At 62.5% G+C, this 18925-nt stretch carries 17 protein-coding genes and 6 tRNA genes; 9 read left to right on the top strand and 14 right to left on the bottom strand.

The genetic code is table 11. The features are described from left to right. Positions 1 to 671 precede the first annotated feature (671 nt). The 10 genes from DOM57_RS01510 to DOM57_RS01465 all read right to left on the bottom strand — a co-directional run bounded on the left by DOM57_RS01510 (position 672) and on the right by DOM57_RS01465 (position 4979). Positions 672 to 759 (bottom strand) — tRNA-Ser (locus DOM57_RS01510). 115 nt (positions 760 to 874) lie between these two features. Continuing rightward, positions 875 to 1435, bottom strand: coding sequence for a nitroreductase family protein (locus DOM57_RS01505; RefSeq protein WP_110647463.1), 561 nt, complete (start codon positions 1433 to 1435; stop codon positions 875 to 877). 61 nt (positions 1436 to 1496) lie between these two features. Beyond that, positions 1497 to 2336, bottom strand: coding sequence for an NADPH-dependent 7-cyano-7-deazaguanine reductase QueF (gene queF, locus DOM57_RS01500; RefSeq protein WP_110647462.1), 840 nt, complete (start codon positions 2334 to 2336; stop codon positions 1497 to 1499). Continuing rightward, positions 2333 to 3106, bottom strand: a complete 774-nt coding sequence (locus DOM57_RS01495) for an ABC transporter permease (protein WP_110647461.1) — start codon at positions 3104 to 3106, stop codon at positions 2333 to 2335. The genes queF and DOM57_RS01495 overlap by 4 nt, the downstream gene beginning before the upstream one ends. Next, positions 3103 to 4086, bottom strand: a complete 984-nt coding sequence (locus tag DOM57_RS01490) for an ABC transporter ATP-binding protein (protein WP_110647460.1) — start codon at positions 4084 to 4086, stop codon at positions 3103 to 3105. Before DOM57_RS01490 ends, DOM57_RS01495 begins: the two co-directional genes overlap by 4 nt. Positions 4087 to 4261: 175 nt before the next feature. Beyond that, positions 4262 to 4337, bottom strand: a tRNA-Glu gene (locus DOM57_RS01485). Positions 4338 to 4432: 95 nt separating this feature from the next. Further along, a tRNA-Gly gene (locus tag DOM57_RS01480) sits at positions 4433 to 4507 on the bottom strand. 60 nt (positions 4508 to 4567) lie between these two features. Continuing rightward, positions 4568 to 4643 (bottom strand) — tRNA-Glu (locus DOM57_RS01475). Between the two features lie 162 nt (positions 4644 to 4805). Then, positions 4806 to 4880: transfer RNA gene (locus tag DOM57_RS01470), tRNA-Gly, on the bottom strand. 23 nt (positions 4881 to 4903) lie between these two features. Next, a tRNA-Glu gene (locus DOM57_RS01465) sits at positions 4904 to 4979 on the bottom strand. A 164-nt stretch (positions 4980 to 5143) separates the two neighbouring features. Between DOM57_RS01465 and msrB the strand changes: the two genes are divergently transcribed. The 7 genes from msrB to DOM57_RS01430 all read left to right on the top strand — a co-directional run bounded on the left by msrB (position 5144) and on the right by DOM57_RS01430 (position 11916). After that, positions 5144 to 5542 (top strand): peptide-methionine (R)-S-oxide reductase MsrB, encoded by a 399-nt coding sequence (gene msrB, locus DOM57_RS01460; RefSeq protein WP_110647459.1) that lies wholly within the window; start codon positions 5144 to 5146, stop codon positions 5540 to 5542. 163 nt (positions 5543 to 5705) lie between these two features. Then, positions 5706 to 6650, top strand: coding sequence for a ribosome biogenesis GTPase YlqF (ylqF, locus tag DOM57_RS01455; RefSeq protein ID WP_110647458.1), 945 nt, complete (start codon positions 5706 to 5708; stop codon positions 6648 to 6650). A gap of 144 nt (positions 6651 to 6794) precedes the next feature. Continuing rightward, positions 6795 to 8021: a pyridoxal phosphate-dependent aminotransferase gene (locus DOM57_RS01450; RefSeq protein WP_110647457.1), complete on the top strand. Its 1227-nt coding sequence runs from the start codon at positions 6795 to 6797 to the stop codon at positions 8019 to 8021. 193 nt (positions 8022 to 8214) lie between these two features. Then, entirely contained in the window at positions 8215 to 9117 is a 903-nt protein-coding gene (gene htpX, locus DOM57_RS01445; RefSeq protein ID WP_110647456.1) for a protease HtpX, read from the top strand. A gap of 203 nt (positions 9118 to 9320) precedes the next feature. After that, positions 9321 to 10580 (top strand): cytosine permease, encoded by a 1260-nt coding sequence (gene codB / locus DOM57_RS01440; protein WP_110647455.1) that lies wholly within the window; start codon positions 9321 to 9323, stop codon positions 10578 to 10580. Positions 10581 to 10725: 145 nt separating this feature from the next. Then, positions 10726 to 11148 carry a MarR family winged helix-turn-helix transcriptional regulator gene (locus DOM57_RS01435; RefSeq protein WP_110647454.1) on the top strand — a complete coding sequence of 141 codons (423 nt, stop codon included), beginning with the start codon at positions 10726 to 10728 and terminating at the stop codon, positions 11146 to 11148. A 12-nt stretch (positions 11149 to 11160) separates the two neighbouring features. Next, positions 11161 to 11916 carry a siderophore-interacting protein gene (locus DOM57_RS01430; protein ID WP_110647453.1) on the top strand — a complete coding sequence of 252 codons (756 nt, stop codon included), beginning with the start codon at positions 11161 to 11163 and terminating at the stop codon, positions 11914 to 11916. Positions 11917 to 12150: 234 nt separating this feature from the next. Here the strand turns inward: DOM57_RS01430 and pdxB are convergent, their stop codons facing one another. Then, positions 12151 to 13299: a 4-phosphoerythronate dehydrogenase PdxB gene (pdxB, locus tag DOM57_RS01420; RefSeq protein WP_110647452.1), complete on the bottom strand. Its 1149-nt coding sequence runs from the start codon at positions 13297 to 13299 to the stop codon at positions 12151 to 12153. A 164-nt stretch (positions 13300 to 13463) separates the two neighbouring features. On the opposite strand from pdxB, the gene DOM57_RS01415 reads away from it, so the two are divergent. Further along, a complete protein-coding gene (locus DOM57_RS01415) occupies positions 13464 to 13739 on the top strand; it encodes a WGR domain-containing protein (protein ID WP_110647451.1) in 276 nt (91 codons plus the stop codon). 60 nt (positions 13740 to 13799) lie between these two features. On the opposite strand, the gene rlmKL is transcribed toward DOM57_RS01415, so the two are convergent. Beyond that, positions 13800 to 15992, bottom strand: coding sequence for a bifunctional 23S rRNA (guanine(2069)-N(7))-methyltransferase RlmK/23S rRNA (guanine(2445)-N(2))-methyltransferase RlmL (rlmKL, locus tag DOM57_RS01410; protein WP_239496069.1), 2193 nt, complete (start codon positions 15990 to 15992; stop codon positions 13800 to 13802). Between the two features lie 253 nt (positions 15993 to 16245). Between rlmKL and rmf the strand changes: the two genes are divergently transcribed. Beyond that, entirely contained in the window at positions 16246 to 16455 is a 210-nt protein-coding gene (rmf, locus tag DOM57_RS01405) for a ribosome modulation factor (RefSeq protein WP_110647449.1), read from the top strand. Between the two features lie 76 nt (positions 16456 to 16531). Here rmf and DOM57_RS01400 read toward each other — a convergent pair whose 3' ends face one another. Both DOM57_RS01400 and DOM57_RS01395 read right to left on the bottom strand, forming a co-directional pair. Further along, positions 16532 to 17557, bottom strand: a complete 1026-nt coding sequence (locus DOM57_RS01400) for a quinone-dependent dihydroorotate dehydrogenase (RefSeq protein WP_110647448.1) — start codon at positions 17555 to 17557, stop codon at positions 16532 to 16534. Between the two features lie 138 nt (positions 17558 to 17695). Beyond that, positions 17696 to 18787: a hypothetical protein gene (locus tag DOM57_RS01395; RefSeq protein WP_110647447.1), complete on the bottom strand. Its 1092-nt coding sequence runs from the start codon at positions 18785 to 18787 to the stop codon at positions 17696 to 17698. Between the last annotated feature and the right edge of the window lie 138 nt (positions 18788 to 18925).

Raw genomic sequence — 18925 nt, 5'->3', positions numbered from 1 at the left:
ATGGGGTCCACTTCAAGGATCTACAACGAAAGGGTAGCATAGCGTTTCGAAGAGGGAATCAACAGCTTAAAGTACCTTTATTTCGCGTACGAGATATCTTACAAACTTGGATTAAATTAAAATTTCAACTGGAGCATTAAAATTGCTTATTCTATAAACTATTTTTCGACATCGACTGTAGGGTCACACGACATCGCGAACGCGGACCCAGGCATGTTCCAAATGTATGCTCAGCGCCGCAACGAGCGCCGGCACATCACGGCGTTCGAGGGCCTGAATCATTATTCGTGTTCGGCGACAGCAGCCCATTTTTCCGTTTGAGCTCTCCCTATGAGTATTCGTGAAGGCGGCTGGTAGTGGCATCACAGAAAATTGCCTAGCGTGGCGACGCGGGGAACTGCAAGTGCTGCTGGAATCGATTCGGAATCAAAAAACCCCGGCCCGTAGGCCGGGTAAGTACGCAGGGGTTTTACCCCACTGCATTATCGGCCAGACCGCGACAATCAAGAGGCTGAATTGACTCATTAATCGGTTGGAAATTAAAAAGTTGCGGTAGATCGAGTTCTGGTGCCTCGGTGCGAACCGGAGGGTTCCCATCCGCGTCCCTCTCCGGAGGTTTTCTCCAGCCATGAAAAAACCGGCCACTTGAGCCGGTTTTTCTCAGAATACTATGGCGGAGAGGGAGGGATTCGAACCCTCGAAGCCTTTCGACTTACACACTTTCCAGGCGTGCTCCTTCGACCACTCGGACACCTCTCCGCATTGTCATCCCGTTCGCAGCGGATGGGCGTCTGCGTTCAGAACGGCGCACATGGTAGCGAGCTAACTCCGTGATGGCAAGCCATTTTTCCTTTTGTCGCCTTAATCATCGAGATCAGTTCCAGTGCTCGACGAAGTCCTTCGGATCACGCGCCGGAGCATCCGGATAACGACCTCCCACCTGGCCGAGGTAGAGATAGCCGATCAGTTCTTCATGCTCGTCGAGTCCGAGACCACGCCAGACGGTCCTGTCATGCGCATAGGTGCCGGTGCGCCACATTGCTCCCAGCCCTTGGGCATAGGCGGCGTAGAGCATCGCCTGGGCGGCACAGCCGGCGGAAATGACTTGCTCGATTGGCGGTACCTTGGGCAGGTCGGGGGTGATCCTGGCGATCACGGCGATGATCATCGGCGCACGCTTGGGTTTCTTGCGGGCGGCGTCCAGGCTGCCGTCGTCGATATGCGGATTGGCCTGGTAATCGGACTGGGCGAAAAGCTCACCCAGCCGATCGAGCCCTTCTCCGCTGATTTCGATGAACCGGTACGGCGTCATCTCTTTGTGATCCGGAGCACGCAATGCGGCGCGGTAGAGTGCGTCCAACTGCTCGGCGGTGGGTGCCGGGCCGGTTAGCTTACCCATCGAGCGGCGCTCATGCAGTAGTGTCATGGCATCCATGAATAACTCCTTCGCAAACCCTGAATCCCTTTGGTAGTTACCCGACTCTACGGGAAAACCCCTATTGCCGCAGCAATCGTACGGGCAACTCCGAAGTCCAACCCGGGGTGGCGCGCCACGGGTTGATATCCAGGCCGCCACGGCGCACGTAGCGCGCCATCACCAGAAGCTCTTGCGGACGGCAGCGCGCCATCAGGTCAACGAAGATGTGCTCGACACAGTGCTCGTGGAAATCCTGATGCTGACGGTAGGAGATCACGTAGCGCAACAGCGCGGCACGGTCGACGCGTGGCCCTTTGTAGGCGATCAGCACGCTGCCCCAGTCGGGTTGGCCGGTCACCGGACAATTCGATTTGAGCAGATGGGAGTGCAGCGTCTCTTCGACGACTTCGGTGCCATCGCAGATAAGCAGTTCCGGTGCTGGCGTATAGCGATCGATATCGACCTCGAGCTCGTCGAGACACTCTCCGGGCATCGGCTGGGGCGCCAGCGAGGCGTCATCGACACCGAACAGCTCCACGGTGACTGGCGCTCCGGCCGCCGCGCCGAGATCCCGCTCGAGATGCTCGACCACCGCCTGGCGATCGGCGAAGTTCGTCTGGTTGAAGCTATTGAGGTAGAGCTTCCACGACTTGGACTCGATCAACCTGGGCGAATCCGCCGGCAGCCGGAAGCGCGCCACGGCGACCACCGGCTTGCCACGCGGATCAAGCCAGGAAAGCTCGAAGGCCCACCATTCGTCCTCGCCGATGAACGGCAACGCGGTGTCGACAAGCCCCAGTGGCGCCCGGTTGGCCGCGCGAGCGATCGGAAACAGCAGCGACGGGTCGTAGCGCTCGGGATAGGCGGATTCCCGCCCGAGCGGGGCATTGGCCAACGTGTCCGGACGGTCCTGGTTCACGTACGAATCCCCTTGCCATGGTTGAGCATCCACAGCGCCAGGAACCAGAACGCCAGAATGAATGCCGCGATGGCAATCAAGGCACCGGCCACCGGAATATCGGAAATACCGAGAATGCCATAGCGGAAGGCATTCACCATATACAGAATCGGGTTGACCATCGACACGCTCTGCCAGAAATCCGGCAGCAGGTCGATCGAATAGAACACGCCACCGAGGTAGGTCAGCGGAGTCAACACGAAGATCGGCACGATCGAAATATCGTCGAACTTCTTGGCCAGCAGCGCATTGACGAAACCACCGATCGAGAATAGCAACGCCGTCATCACCACCACCGCGAGCGTCATCAAGGGATGATGAATGCTGAGATCGGTGAAGAACAGCGATACCAGCGTGACGATCAGCCCGACGCCAAGCCCCCGTGCCGCGCCACCGATGACGAAACCGGCCAGGATCACCCAATTGGGCATCGGCGAGACCATCATCTCCTCCACGCTGCGCTGGAACTTGTTGGAGAAGAACGACGAAGCGACATTGGAATAGCTGTTGGTGATCACGGACATCATGATCAGCCCGGGCACGATGTACGACATGTACGAGATGCCGTGCATTTCGCCGACGCGGGAACCGATCAGGTTGCCGAAGATGATGAAGTACATCGTCATGGTGATCGACGGCGGCACCAGCGTCTGCGGCCAGATCCGCACGAAGCGGCGCACTTCCTTGACCACCATGGTCCAGAGCGAAATCAGCAGTTGGCGGGTGTTCAAGACGCCGTCTCCTTGACCTGGATCGATTCCCGGGATGCGCTGTCGATGCCTTTGGCGGCATTGGGCTGAGAGGTCATCGAGACGAACAGCTCTTCCAGACGATTGGCGCGGTTACGCATCGAGACGACCCGCACTCCCCGCTCGGAGAGCTGCCGGAAGGCGTCGTTGAGATCGCTGCCCTTGCGTACCGACAACGCCAACTGGCGCGCATCGATGTGCTCGACCTCGAACCCCTCGACCTGGGGCACCGCGTCGACCGGCTCGGCGAGATCGAGCAGGAAGGTTTCGGTATCGAGTTCGGTAAGAAGCTCGCGTATCGAGGTGTTCTTGACGATCTCGCCGCGATTGATGATCGCGATATTGCGGCACAGGCTTTCGGCTTCCTCGAGATAGTGCGTGGTGAGGATGATCGAGGTGCCCTCTTCCTGGTTGATCCGGCGCATGTACTCCCACATGCTGCGACGCAGCTCGATATCCACGCCAGCGGTGGGTTCGTCGAGAATCAGCAGGCGCGGGCGATGAATCAGCGCGCGGGCAATCATCAGCCGGCGTTTCATGCCACCGGAGAGCATCCGCGCGGCGCCACTGCGCTTGTCCCACAGGCCGAGGTCCTTGAGCAGGCGTTCGCAACGCGGCTTGGCCTCCTTCATCGGCATGCCGTAGTAGCCCGCTTGGGTCAGGATGATGTCCTCGACCTTCTCGAACTGGCTGAAGTTGAACTCCTGCGGCACCACACCCAGGTGGTACTTGGCCCTGGCGAAATCCTGGTCGATATCGATACCGAAGATCTTCACCTGCCCCGCGGTCTTCTGGACCAGCGAACAGACGATGCCGAGCGTGGTGGATTTCCCCGCCCCGTTGGGGCCGAGCAGTGCAAAAAAATCGCCCTGAGCGACATCGAGATCAATGCCTTTCAGGGCCTCGAAACCATTACCGTAGACTTTGGTCAGCCCGCGGATGGACAGTGCCGGTTCCGCCATCTGGGATTCCTGTCAGGTTCGTGATACGACGCGATACGATGTAACGCGCTACGAATGAAAGAAGTGCCGGCCAATATGGGGGCGATTCATTGCGATTCAATCTTTAGCAGACGAAGGGGTCGCTAATGTGACCGAAAGCTTCGACGCCCGGTATCGCAGTGAGAAACAGCGGAAGTGGCGTCCCATAGGGGGTTCGAACCCCTGTTACCGCCGTGAAAGGGCGGTGTCCTGGACCACTAGACGAATGGGACGCAAAAAGAAGTCACGATATGGAGCGGGAAAGGAGATCGACCGGGCTGGCGTTCCAGCTCACGACCCTCGCCTACCGTTCCAGAAATTCACGATATGGAGCGGGAAAGGAGATTCGAACTCCCGACCCTCGCCTTGGCAAGGCGATGCTCTACCACTGAGCTATTCCCGCTTATCGTTGTCGAAGCCCGGGTACTGAAGGACCGCGACGACATGGCAAGCGCCATGAAAGTGGCGTCCCATAGGGGGTTCGAACCCCTGTTACCGCCGTGAAAGGGCGGTGTCCTGGACCACTAGACGAATGGGACGCATTTGTCGGAGCGGAAAAACGAGATTCGACCGGGCTGGCGTTCCAGCTCGCGACTCTCGGATACCGATCCTGTACCGCTAAATTGGAGCGGGAAACGAGATTCGACCGGGCTGGCGTTCCAGCTCGCGACCCTCGGATACCGATCCTGTACCGCTAAAATTGGAGCGGGAAACGAGATTCGAACTCGCGACCCTCGCCTTGGCAAGGCGATGCTCTACCACTGAGCTATTCCCGCACCATGCCTTCGAAGAAGTCGAGTGGCGTCCCATAGGGGGTTCGAACCCCTGTTACCGCCGTGAAAGGGCGGTGTCCTGGACCACTAGACGAATGGGACGCAATGTCTCGTCTCCGTCGAGGTGGCGCGTATAGTACTGGGGCCATTTTGGGGTGTCAAGCGACTGATTTCACCGATATTCACCCGGGACCAATCGGGACTGGTCAGCAAGCACCAAATGGCCTGTAATGCAGGCAGCGTGTCGATGCATGAGGAGACCGACCATGAGCAAGGTACACAAGAGCGAGGCGGAGTGGCGCGAACAGCTCACCCCCGAGCAGTATCACGTCACCCGCGAGAAAGGCACCGAGCGCCCGTTCAGCGGCGATTATCAGGTCGAGCCGGTACAGGGCATCTATCACTGCGTCTGCTGCGGTGCCCCGCTGTTCGAGAACGAACACAAGTTCGAGGCGCATTGCGGCTGGCCGAGTTTCGATCGTCCACTGGCCGATGCCTCGGTGGAGGAGCATCTCGACACCAGCCATGGCATGCGCCGCATCGAGGTCACCTGTCGCCGTTGCGACGCCCATCTGGGCCATGTCTTCCCCGACGGCCCGCCGGAAACCACCGGCCAGCGCTACTGCATCAACTCGGTGGCGATCACCTTCCACGCCGGCGAGTAGCCAAGGCCTGTCAACATCGATACCGCGGCTGCACGAGCCGCGTTTAACAGCACTAAAGAAACCGTACTTCTTTCCCCGGCTCGGGCGGGCGGCCATTCTGCTAGAATGGCCGCCCGCTTGACGTTGAGTTCGGCACGATTCGAAGGATAGGCAGGAGAAAAGCATGCTCGGCTGGTATCCCGGACACATGAACAAGGCACGGCGCCAGATCACCGAGGCGCTGCCGGAAATCGACGTCGTGATCGAGGTGCTCGATGCGCGTCTGCCCTACTCCAGCGGCAACCCGATGCTGGCCGACCTGACCGAGCACAAGCCGGTGCTGAAGATTCTGTCCCGCGCCGACCTGGCCGATCCCGAGGCGACGAAGCGCTGGACCGAGCACTTCGACGCCCTGCCGGGCAGCCGCGCGCTGGCCGTCACCACGACCCAGGCCCGCGAACTCAAGCGGATTCCCGCACTGTGTCACGAGTTGGCCAGCCAGGTGCGCGCCGACCGCGACGCCCGCGTGATGGTGATGGGCATTCCCAATGTGGGGAAATCGACCCTGATCAACGGGCTGGCCGGGCGCAAGATCGCCAAGACCGGCAACGAGCCGGCGGTGACCAAGCGCCAGCAGAAGATCCGCATCGATGGCCGCGTATCGCTGATCGATACCCCCGGGGTGTTGTGGCCGAAAATCGAGGACCAGGCCAGCGCCTATCGCCTGGCCGCCAGTGGCGCGATTCGCGATACCGCGATCGAGTATGTCGACGTCGCCATCGTCTGCGCCGCCGAGCTGGCCAAGCGCTATCCCGATGCCTTGCGCGGCCGCTATAAACTCGATGATCTGCCCGTTTATACACCGCCGACGGATGCCGATGCGGTCGACGCCGACGGACCCAAGCTGATCGATCTGCAGGCCAGGGCCGGCTTCGACGGCCACGCGATCATGAGCGAGATCGCGCGCAAGCGCGGCGGCCTGAAGGCCGGCGGCGTCATCAACCTGCATCGTGGCGCCGAGGTACTGCTGCACGAACTGCGCGACGGCAAGCTGGGCCGATTGACGCTCGAACTGCCCGAGGACATTCCCGCCCCGGCCGCGGACGACGCCCCCACTGCGGAAACCTGATCCGAGACACCATACAGTCTGGCCCACGATCGCCGACGTCTGGCCCTTGCGCCGCCGCCCCGCGGCGGTATGCTGTGGATCGGCGACGCAGCCCGCCGACTCATACCCGCCCGACACTTTGGCTGTGCAGCACACGGAACCCTCATGAACAGCCCCATTCGGAAATCGCACAAGCTCGACAATGTCTGCTACGACATTCGCGGGCCCGTTCTCGATCACGCCAAACGGCTCGAGGACGAAGGCCATCGCATTCTCAAACTCAATATCGGCAATCCCGCGCCCTTCGGATTCGAAGCGCCTGAGGAGATCCTTCAGGACGTCATGCGCAATCTGCCGACGGCACAGGGTTACTGCGACTCCAAGGGGCTCTACTCGGCACGCAAGGCGATCATGCAGGAGTGCCAGCGCAAGGGCATTCCCGGCGTCGGCGTCGAGGACATCTATATCGGCAACGGCGTCTCCGAGCTGATCGTCATGGCGATGCAGGCGCTGCTGGATGACGGCGACGAGGTACTGATCCCTTCGCCGGACTATCCGCTGTGGACGGCCGCGACCAATCTTTCCAGCGGCCGTGCCGTGCATTACCTGTGCGACGAGAATGCCGACTGGTCGCCGGATCTGGCAGACGTCCGCGACAAGATCACCTCGCGTACCCGCGCCATCGTGCTGATCAATCCCAACAATCCTACCGGAGCGGTCTATCCGCCGACCGTGGTCAAGGAGCTGCTGGCGATCGCACGTCAGCACGGACTGGTCGTATTCTCCGACGAGATCTACGACAAGATTCTCTATGACGGCGTCGAGCACGTTTCCACCGGCGCGCTGGCAGAGGACGATCAGCTCGTCGTGACGATGAATGGCCTCTCCAAGAGCTATCGCTGTGCCGGCTTCCGCTCCGGCTGGATGATTCTTTCCGGCGGACAGGGCAAACAGAACGCCGAGGATTTCATCCAGGGCCTGACCATGCTGGCGTCGATGCGGCTATGCGCCAACGTACCGGCTCAGCACGCGATCCAGACCGGCCTCGGTGGCTATCAGTCGATCAACGACCTGATCCTACCTGGCGGCCGCCTGCTCGCCCAGCGCGACGTCGTTTTCGACAAGCTCAACGCGATTCCCGGGGTCTCCTGCGTCAAGCCCAAGGGGGCGCTGTACGCCTTCCCACGGCTCGACCCGGAAGTCTACCCGATCCACGACGATGCGCAGATGGTGCTCGATCTGCTGCTGCAGGAGCGTATCCTGCTGGTACAGGGCACCGCCTTCAACTGGCCGACCCCGGACCATGTCCGCATCGTCACCCTGCCTTGGGCCGATCAATTGGGCGACGCGCTGGATCGATTCGGCCGCTTCCTTTCCCGCTATCGTCAGTGACTGCAGGCGTCGACTGGCCGGCCACGGGTTGCACCGCGCAGTCGGCCTCCCCCTTGAAACCTATTCGCGAAAGTCGTATCTAACGGTTCATAACCACCTGATTACTGGGCGATAACGATAGCAAACGAACAATCGTCCGAACGGTGGCTCGTTCGGGCGGGATTGACGCTTCCACGACTGAGGGTAATGACCGATGATGCGAATCATCCTGTTTCTGGCCACCAATCTGGCGGTGGTACTCGTCGCCAGCGTCACGCTGCGACTGCTGGGCGTCGAGCCCTATCTCAATGCCAACGGCATGAACATGAACGGCCTGCTGATCTTCAGTTTCGTGTTCGGCATGGCAGGTTCGCTGGTATCACTGTTCATCTCCAAGTGGATGGCGAAGATGAGCACCCGGGCAAAGGTGATCCAGCAGCCCGGCAATTCCACTGAACAATGGCTGCTCGACACGGTACGCGAGCTTTCGCAGCAGGCCGGCATCCAGATGCCGGAAGTCGCGATCTTCCCGGCCCAGCAGTCCAACGCCTTCGCTACCGGCTGGAACAAGAACGACGCCCTCGTCGCCGTTTCCCAGGGGCTGCTGGAGCGCATGCGACCCGAAGAAGTGCGCGCAGTGCTCGCCCACGAGATCGGCCATGTCGCCAACGGTGACATGGTCACCCTGGCGCTGATCCAGGGCGTGCTCAACACCTTCGTGATATTCTTCGCCCGCGTGGTCGCCCAGGTCGTCGATGGCTTCCTGCGTGGCCGTGACAATGGCGGCGGTCTTGGCTTCATGGGCTATTTCGCGGTGGTGATCGTCGCCGAGATCGTGTTTGGCCTGGTCGCCTCGATCATCGTCGCCTGGTTCTCGCGCTTCCGCGAGTATCGCGCCGATGCCGCTGGTGCCAGATACGCCGGCGCCGGTGCGATGATCAACGCACTCTCGCGACTGAAGGCCGAAACCAACCAGCCGGACCAGATGCCGGATTCGCTCACCGCATTCGCCATCACCACCGGCCAGACGCGCAAGATCATGGAAAAGCTGTTCGCCAGCCACCCGCCGCTGGACGACCGCATCCGCGCGCTGAAAGAGTCCGCTTATCGCGACTGATCGCACTCGCTGCAGTCTCCAACGCCCTGCCCGATCCTTGCAATCGCGCGGGGCGTTTTTCTTGCCCGATCGATCCCGTTCGCCCCTTGCTGGTGCAGGTGTCGACTGCGCTCTCGCCCCGGGCCGGGGCGATGCCCGCCAGCTGGCAACGGCACGCACTTTGCTTGTCAAAACCATCAACGACCTTTTCGAGGCCCTCCGCCATGGCCCTTCCTCAAGCCGATAACGATTACCCGCTCAGCGAAGTCCCCGATGACGCGCGCAAGCCGTATGTTTCGCTCGCGCTGCTGTTGCTCGGGTTCACCTTCTTCACCGCGACCATGTTCGCCGGCGGGCAGCTCGGCGCGGCTTTCGCGTTCGAGGAGTTGCTGGCGCTGATCCTGGTGGGCAACCTGCTGCTGGGCGTCTACGCCGCCGTGATCGCCTGGATCGCCGCCCGCTCGGGGCTCAGTACCGCGCTGATGGCGCGCTTCGCCCTGGGCGAACGCGGCAGCGCGCTGTCCGACCTGCTGCTCGGTATCACCCAGGTCGGCTGGTATGCCTGGGGCGTGGCAACCATCGCCAAGGTACTGGTGTCGACGCTGGATCTCTCGCCTGGCTGGGCGCTACCGCTGATGGTGCTGTTCGGCTTCGGTTTCTGTCTTACGGCGTTCGTCGGTTATCGCGGACTGGCGCTGCTATCCAACGTGGCGGTGCCGGCGATGGCCGTGTTGATCGCGATCAGCATGGTCATCGCCTGGCGCGACGGTGGCGGCTGGCAAGGGCTGGCCTCGCGTTCGCCGACGGAAAGCCTCGGCTGGGCCGCCGGAATCACCATCATCTTCGGCACTTTCGTTTCCGGCGCCACCCAGGCCAGCAACTGGAGTCGCTTCGCCCGCTCCCCGCGACAGGCGGTGTCGGCAACGCTGCTGGCATTCTTCATCGGCAACGGACTGATGGTGCTGATCGGCGCCATCGGTGCGTTCGTCTATGCCCAGCCGGATATCGTCGAAGTATTGATCCTGCAGGGGTTGACTGCCGTCGGACTGGCCATGCTGTTTCTCAATCTGTGGACCACGCAGGACAACACCATCTACAACTTCGCCGCCGCGGGGTGCAATCTGCTGCGCACCCGCCAGCGCGGCTGGGTCACGCTCGGCGGCGCGGCAATCGGCACGCTGCTGGCCATCGCCGGCATGGATGCCCTGCTGGTGCCATTCTTGATCGCCCTGGGCACCTGCATTCCACCGCTGGGCGGTGTGATCATCGCCGACTATCTGTTCCAGCGTCGTGGACGCTACCCGCGGCTTGCGGAGAGCGAACTGGCCGCCTTTCATCTTCCCGGCCTGGCCGCCTATGCGCTGGCGACGCTATGCGCCTGGTTCGCTCCCTGGGCTCCGCCGTTGGTGGGCATTGCGCTGGCTCTCATCCTGTATCCGTTGTGCTGCCGCTGCCTGCCGTCACGCCTGCCTGAGCCGGCGTGAGAAAAATCCTCAATCGTTCTCTCCGGTGGTAGAGAACCGGCTGACGGGCCGAACGGCACGAAGCATAATATCTCGATGAGAATGGTTGACATTCCTGCGAAGAGTGCCGTTCAATTAGTTGACATTGTCAACCGAAGGCTCGGACATGCCCGACACACTCATCGGCGAATCCCTGCATCAATTGATGCATGCCTATAAGCGCGCCCTGCGCCAGGCCTATGCCGATGCGGGGCTGACGCTGACCGTCTCCCACATTCGCACCCTCAAGGCGATTCGTAGCCTGGCGCCGTGCACCGCCCAGCGTATCGCCCAGCGCACGCAGCGCGACAAGGCCCAGATCACCCGGCTACTGCATGACCTGCTCGACGCCGGCATCATTGCCAAGCGCCCCCACGCGGAAGATCGCCGCAGCCGGATACTCGCTCTCACGGCTCATGGCCACGGCGTCATGGAGCAAATCGATGAGAGCGAACGCCACGCCCACCAGCGGCTAGCGGCCGGCCTCGATGCCGCCGATCTCGAGACCTTCGTACGTCTGTCACGTTTGATGGTCGACAACCTTCATTAATCGGAATTCACCATGGCCAAGACACCACCACGTCCGTTCACCGTACTGGCACGCCAACGGATCACACCAAACATGCTGCGACTGACGCTGGGAGGAGAGAGCATGGCGACCTTTCCCGCTGACCAGCCCAGCGCCCACATCAAGTTGGTCTTTCCCCGCCCCGGTGAGGAACGCAATACCATGCGCACCTACACCGTTCGCAGCCAGCGCGACGGCGAAATCGACGTGGATTTCGTACTCCACGAAGACGGCGGCCCGGCCTCGACCTGGGCGGCGAACGCGCAGCCCGGCGACACCATCCTGATCGCCGGCCCCGGGCCGGTCAAACGTCTGCCCGAGGATGCCGACTGGAACCTGCTGATCGGCGACATGACCTCACTGCCGGCGATCGGCGCCAACCTGGAGCGCCTGTCGGCGAACGCCAAGGGCCGTGCCATCATCGAGATCACCAGCGAGGCGGACATTCAAGCCTTCGACCTGCCACCAGGCATGCGCATCGACTGGCTGATCAATCCGCATCCCGGCAGCGACAGCGAGCATTTATTGAACGCACTGAAGGACTCCGAGTGGCTGCCGGGCAAGCCGGGTATTTGGGTCGCCTGCGAATTTTCCGCCATGCGCAAACTGCGCCGTCATCTGATCGATGAGCGCGGCGTGGACAAACGTGAAATGTACATTTCGAGCTACTGGAAGTTGGGTACCAGCGAGGATGGACATCGCAAATTCAAACAGCAGGACGCCGCGAGCGAGGAACGCCAGGGCGCCTGAGACGTCCATGCAGGCCCCGTTCACGATCCCGGCCGGGCTGGCCGCTCCAGAGCGTTTACAAGGGCTTTAGGGGAATGCTGAATAAATCGGCGAGCAGGCTGAAGCGCAAGGCACACGGAGCACAGAAGGCGAGACATAACATGGGGTTAGGCGAGTCTTCGAGCACCGCGCAACGCAGCGATTCGCCTGCGCAGACATTTATGCAGTGTTTCCTTAGCGGATCGTGAGCCGGCTTCACTTGCCCAGCTTGACGCTGAAGCCGAAACCTTCGAGCGCATCGCGCAGCCCGCCCTTGTTCTTCTTGAGTTCGACCCGCAGGGTCTGGAACTCGCGCCGCGGCGGATACTCGCGGCGGTAGGCGTCGAAACCCGCCGCCATGCCCAGGCGACGACGATAACGATCGAACGCCAACATGTCCCGGCGCACGTCGTAACAGGCGCGGGCGCACAGCGACAGCGCCTCGAGCGGCGGCGTCCAGCTATGCAGCACGATCTTGCGCAGCCACGGGTCAGGTTTGAGCTGACCGAGCTTCTTGCGCGCCGGTAGGCCGAAATGCCGCATCGCCGCCTGGTAGATCATCTCGGTGCCGAGCATCTTGCCGTCGACGCTGTAGCCGGCGATATGTGGCGTGCCGATATCGACCAGCTCGTACAGCGCCTCGTCGATACCGGGCTCGTGTTCCCACACGTCGAGCACCGTACGCAGGTCGTGGGCGCGCTCGAGCCGCTCGCGCAGCGCCTGGCCGTCGAGACAGTCTCCACGGCCGGCATTGATCAGCACGCTGCCGGGCTTGAGCGCCTCGATACGCTGCCGATTCATCAAGTGATGGGTGGCATGCTCACCGTCACTGACCAGCGGTGTGTGCAGACAGATGATGTCGGCGCGTTCGATCAGCATATCCAGATCGAGAAAATCCTCGCGATTCTCGGCCTCGGCCCGCGGCGGATCGCAGATCAGGCATTCGACATCGAGATTGTCGAGACGCGCCGCCAGGCGTCCACCGACGTTGCCGGCGCCGACGATGCCGACCGTCTTGCCGCTCAACGAGAAGCCATCCTCCTCGGCCAGCAGCAACAGGCTCGACAACACATAGTCGACCACCGAATCGGCATTGCTGCCCGGGGCGCTGGCAAAGCCGATGCCGCGTTCGTGCAGCGCCTCGAGATCGACATGGTCGGTGCCGATGGTACAGGTACCGATGAACTTGAGCCGGGAGCCGTCGATCAGCGACGTGTCGACCCGCGTGATCGAGCGCACGACCAGGACATCGTGATCGCGGACGCTGGCAGCCGTCATTTCACGGCCGGGCTGGCGCGTGACCTCACCCAACTCGCCGAAGAACTCTTCCGCCAGCGGGACGTTTTCATCCACCAGGATGCGCATGGAAACCCTCTTGTCGATTCAGCGCCAAGCACTGACTTGCTTTACAATGGCACTTGGCACCGAGCGGCGCCTCACCGATATGCCACGCCACGCTCGGCGCAGCCATATTAGGCCTGCCACCCGCCACGGACAAGCCGGGGGCGCCAACCGCAGCAGGAGTTCGCGTGATCGTTCGTTGGGAAAGTGAGCATGACTACGTCCTGGTGCATCTGCATCAGGACATGTTCGGTGACTGGATCTACAGCCGCGCCTGGGGCCAGATCGGTACCCAGTACGGTGGCCTCAAGCACGCCGTCGCCGACAGCCACGAGCAAGCCATGCTGTGGCTCGAGGACCTTTCCCATATCCAGCTGGCCAGGGGCTTCCGCAAGGTGCTGGAGACCGACGACGACAGCCCCGAAGGCAAGCGGGCGGTGGCCCAGCTTTCGCTACTCGATTAGGCTTCGTACGAAACCTGCCTGCGCCCGCCGACTTTTCGTACGAAGCCCAGCCGGTCTTCATCAATCGCGGTGACGTATGCGGAAGCAGTGGTGCAGATTGGCCCGCCGGGTGAAGTCCGGGTCGTAAGTCTGTGCCGTGATCTCCTCGACCCGATACGCCGCTTCCAATGTCGAATCCAGGCTGAAGCGCTGCTGGTTGTTGGAGAAGATCAGTTCTCCCGCCGGTGCCAGCCGTGCCATCGCCAGCGCGACCAGGCGGGCGTGATCGCGCTGAATGTCCAGCGTGCCCTCCATCCGCTTGGAATTGGAAAAGGTCGGCGGGTCGAGGAAGATCAGATCGAAGCTGCCGCCCGCCGTCTCCAGCCAGTGGAAGCAGTCGTCGCGTACCACCCGATGACGACTGGGGTCGAGCTTGTTGAGGGCGAAGTTGTCCCGTGCCCAGTCGAGGTAGGTGTTCGAGAGGTCCACGCTCAGACTATCGCTGGCACCGCCGAGGGCGGCATGCACCGTGGCCGTGCCGGTGTAGCAGAACAGATTGAGAAAGCGCTTGCCCGCCGCCCGCTCGCGCAGCAGGCGGCGTACCGGCCGGTGATCCAGGAACAGTCCGGTATCGAGATAATCCTTGAGATTGACCCAGAATTTCGCCGGCGCTCCTCGAGCCGATCCTTCCTCGACCACGAAACGCTCGCCGCTGTCGCTCTGCTTGCGATACTGCGCCTTGCCGCTCTGACGCTCGCGCTGCTTGTAGTGGATCTGCTCCGGCCGAATGCCCAGCGCCACCGGAATCGCGCTCAAGGCATCGAGCAGACGCCGCTGCGCCTTGGCCGGATCGACCGATTTCGGCGGCGCGTACTCCTGAACGTGGATTTGATGTCCGTAGACATCGATCGCCAGGGCATACTCCGGCATGTCGGCATCATACAGTCGGTAGCACTGCTCTCCCGCCCGCTTGAGCCACTTGTTGAGCCGCTTGCGGTTCTTCTGCAGGCGGTTGGCGAACATCCGCGCGCCCTCGCTCAGCCTCGCCTCCATCGGCGCCGAGGAGACGTCGGTCGAGCCGGCATCATCCGCCTCGCGCCGCGACACATCGGCCAATAGCAGCTTGCAGTCGAGCGGACCGTTCTTGAGCGCATACTGCTTGTGCGCCCGCAACCCGAGGCGGTGACCCAGATCCGGGTTACCGGTGAACAGCGCCAGGGTCCAGCCGCCGAACTCGCGTTTGACGCGTTCGCCGAGGTCGGCGTAGAGCGAGACCAGCTCCGGCAATTCGCCGAGACGTTCGCCGTAAGGCGGATTGGTGATGACCAGCCCGCCACCCTCGGCCTCGGGTGGACGCTTTAGCGACTTCACCGCACCGCCGGCCAGCGTGATCAGCGCCGGAATGCCGGCACGCATGGCGTTGCTCCGGGCCGCGGCGATCGCCTGCGGGCTCTGGTCGAATCCCCAGAACCGGGACTTCGCCCGCCGCCGGCCGAGATCGGCCCTGATCTTCGCTTCACGGGTCAGCTCGCGCCAGGCCGCCACGTCGTAATCCGCCAGCCGCTCGAACGCAAAATGCGCCCGGTCGAGCTGCGGCGCGATGTCGACCGCGATCATCGCCGCCTCGATCAGCAGCGTTCCGGCGCCGCACATCGGATCGACCAGCGGCTCGCCGCGCTTGGCCCGCGCCGGCCAGTCCGCCCGCATCAACAGCGCCGCCGCCAGATTCTCCTTGAGCGGCGCATGTCCACCGTCGCGCCGGTAGCCACGCTGGTGCAGGCTGGCGCCGGCCAGGTCGATCCCCACCAGCAGTTGCCCCCGATGCAGATGCGCGTAGAGACGTACGTCCGGCTGGCGCGGCTCGATCGTCGGTCGCTCGCGCCCGGCCTGACGCATCGCCTCGACCACGCCGTCCTTGACCACCTGGGCACCGAAACGGGTATGCCGGATCGTCGGCGACTGGCCATGAAAATCGACCGCCAGGGTCCGGCCGTCGCGCAGGAAATCGGCCCAGGGTAGTGTCTTGACCGCTTCGACGATCGCCGCCGGCTCGTCGCACCTGCTCTCCCGCCCCAGGGTCAGAATGACGCGATTGGCCAGCCGCGACCATAGGCAGATGCGATACGCGGTCTGCCGGTCGGCCAGCGCATGCAGTCCGGCAACGGTAGTTTTTTGTATCTCGGCACCCAGGCCGGCGATCTCCTCGGCCAGCAGCGGCTCGACACCCCAAGGGCAGGTGATATGAAGGCTCAACAGAGAGTTATCGTCTTTCATGATGGCGTCACTGGATCGTCGCACGACGGTCATATTCCTATGGGTGCACTTGAAGTCGGGTCTTATGCCAAAACGCTTATCGACATCGTTTCTCGTTTCGGCTAAAGCTAACAGACGTAGCTACGAAACAACGCATGCGTATAGCCTGTCCGGACGGTTTCACGGGCAGTCTGTTGGAGCGGCCATCGAACACCGCCCGGCAGTCTGTGTTTGTCCCAACGGAGATGCACTTGTTCTGACAAGAGGCCATACGATGAAACGACAGAAACGTGATCGCAACCAGCGGGCATATCTGCACGGCTATAAGGCGGGGGTCGCCGGTCGCTCACGCGACGAATGCCCGAGCCAGGACATCAACCTGCGCGAAAACTGGATGAGCGGTTGGCGTGAAGGTCGCGGGGACCAGTGGGCCGGAATGACGGGTGTTTCGGGCATCCACAAGAACCCCGTGGTGATGACGTAGGCTGCAATCATCACCATCATCACTCAAGGCTCGCCAACGGCGGGCCTTTTTCGTCTTCGTTCCGGCGGCCTCCGGATCAGCTATCGCCGACGCCCTGCGTCGCCCTGACACACTCGCCGATCAGCTCCGGCCCGCGATAGATGAAGCCGGTATAGAGCTGTACCAGATCCGCCCCCGCCTGACACTTCTCGCTCGCCCGCACGCCGCTGTCGATGCCTCCGGCGCCGACGATCGGCATATCCGGCAACAGGCGACGCAACTCTCTTACCACTGCGGTCGAGGTCGCGAACAGCGGCGCCCCGGACAGCCCTCCCGCCTCGTGGGCATGCGGCATACCGGCCACGTTTTCCCGCGAAACGGTGGTGTTGGTGGCGATCACGCCATCGATCGCGTTGGCCTCGAGCGTCTTGGCCACCAGCGCGATCTCGTCACGGGTCATGTCCGGGGCGATCTTGACCGCCAGCGGCACCCGCCGTCCATGCTCCGCATCCAGGCGCGTCACTTCGCTCTTGAGTGCGCTGAGCAAGCCATCGAGGTGCTCGCCGAACTGCAGGTTGCGCAGCCCGGGCGTATTGGGCGAGGAGATATTGACCGTGACGTAGTGGGCCGCGGCGTGTGCCTTGCGCAGGCAGACGAGATAATCGTCGACCGCCCGCTCCACCGGCGTGGTCAGGTTCTTGCCGATATTGATGCCGATCACGCCGCGATAGCGGCTCTTGCGCACATTGGCGACGAGGTGATCCACGCCGGCGTTGTTGAACCCCATGCGATTGATGATCGCCTGCGGGCCGGGCAGCCGGAACAGGCGCGGTTTCGGGTTGCCCTGCTGCGGCTTGGGCGTGACCGTGCCCACTTCGACGAAGCCGAAACCGAGCGCACCCAAGGCATCCAGATGATCGGCATTCTTGTCCAGACCCGCCGCCAATCCCACCCGATTGGGAAAGGTCAGCCCCATGACCGCGGCCGGCGTCGACTTCGTGTCGGTATCGCCGAGCAGACCGGACAGATGCACGCGGTGAGCGACGTCCAATGCGCTCAGCGTGAGGCGATGAGCGCTCTCCGGCTCGAGCCGGAACAGCAGGGAACGAACGACCGGATACATGAAAGGTCTCGTCGGTAACGTAAAGGAAGATGAGCGGCGTGCGAGTATAGCCCAACTCGGATAGCGGGACGAACCCACGCCCGGTACAGACGAAAAACCCGGCGCCGTGGCGCCGGGTCATCGTCGCCCAGATCGCGCTTACTGGGCGTCCAGCTGCTGCACGCGAAGGGTATAGCGATTGGCGGCACTCATCGCCGATCCGAAGCGCTGCCCCTTGACCCAGACCGTGTACTGACCCGGCTGCAGAACGGTCTCGATATCGAAATCGCCGTCGGCCATGGAGCCTTCGTCGCTGGCGACGGTGTTGCCGTCGGCATCGAGAATCCTGGCCTGCAGGCGGTAGGTGCCTTCGTTGCCCGGAAAAGTCGAACTCGTCACCGCAACCGTGCCCGTGTCAGCCACCTTGAAGGTCAATACTTCACCTTCCTGCAGGATACGGATGTCGGCCACGACTTCATCGAAGCCGTCGGGCATCTGCGGCTCCGGCGGGCGTCCGGCCCGTGGCTGGCTCTGCGCTTCCTGCGTCGCGATCGTCTGCTGATCATCGGCGCCTGGCGTCGCGGCGGCGCCGGTGTTGGCCTGAGTCGCGGTGGCTCCCGCACCGGCCGCGGCCACGTCATTGGCTGCTTCGCGGCCCGGTGCGCTCAGCGTGGCGACTTCGTCCTTGCCATCGACGAAGGCGGTAGTGCGACCGCTGGTGCCCGGCCCGCCGAACATGATGCCGCCGCCGTTATCCACGCCGCCTTCGTCGCTGGAGACGACATTGCCGCTGGCATCGAGTTCGGCCACGGTCACGTTGAAACTGTTGCCGCCGGTCTTGGTCGTGCCGAATTTCTGTCCGGAAACCTGCAGCGTATAGTCGCCCGGCTCCAGTTGATGCTCCATCTCGAGGCCACCGCTGTTGCCGAGCCCCGAGCCACGCGCCAGCACGTTGCCGTTGGCATCGAGCAGCTTGGCGGTGATCTTGTAGTCCTGCGACTCGCCGGGCAGCGTGGAGCTGGCAAAACGGTAGCGACCGGCTTTATTCACCGTGAACGGGTGCTGCTGCACGTCGCCGAAGAAAAAGCTCTGGCTGCGGGCGTCCGAACTGGACTTGAAGAATTTGGTCAGGTCAACCTTACCGGCTGCTTCCTGCGCCTTCTTCAGCGCTTCGCTCTGCGCGACGGCTGGCAAGGTGGTACCTGCCAGGCTCAACGCCACGACTAGGGTGGAAAACACACGATGCTTCATGGGGCCTCTCTGCGTTGGCTGCGACCGAATGGGCGACAGCATAACAGAGACGCTCGCCGGGGGACCTTAAGCGATTCCCGGCAAGCGTCGTTTGTGATTCGTTTTCATCTGGCCGGGTACCGCAAGCGGCCACCGCTG

The organism is Salinicola peritrichatus (assembly GCF_003206715.1).
Classification (GTDB): Bacteria; Pseudomonadota; Gammaproteobacteria; order Pseudomonadales; family Halomonadaceae; genus Salinicola; species Salinicola peritrichatus.
This window is presented reverse-complemented; position numbering and strand designations above follow the sequence as displayed.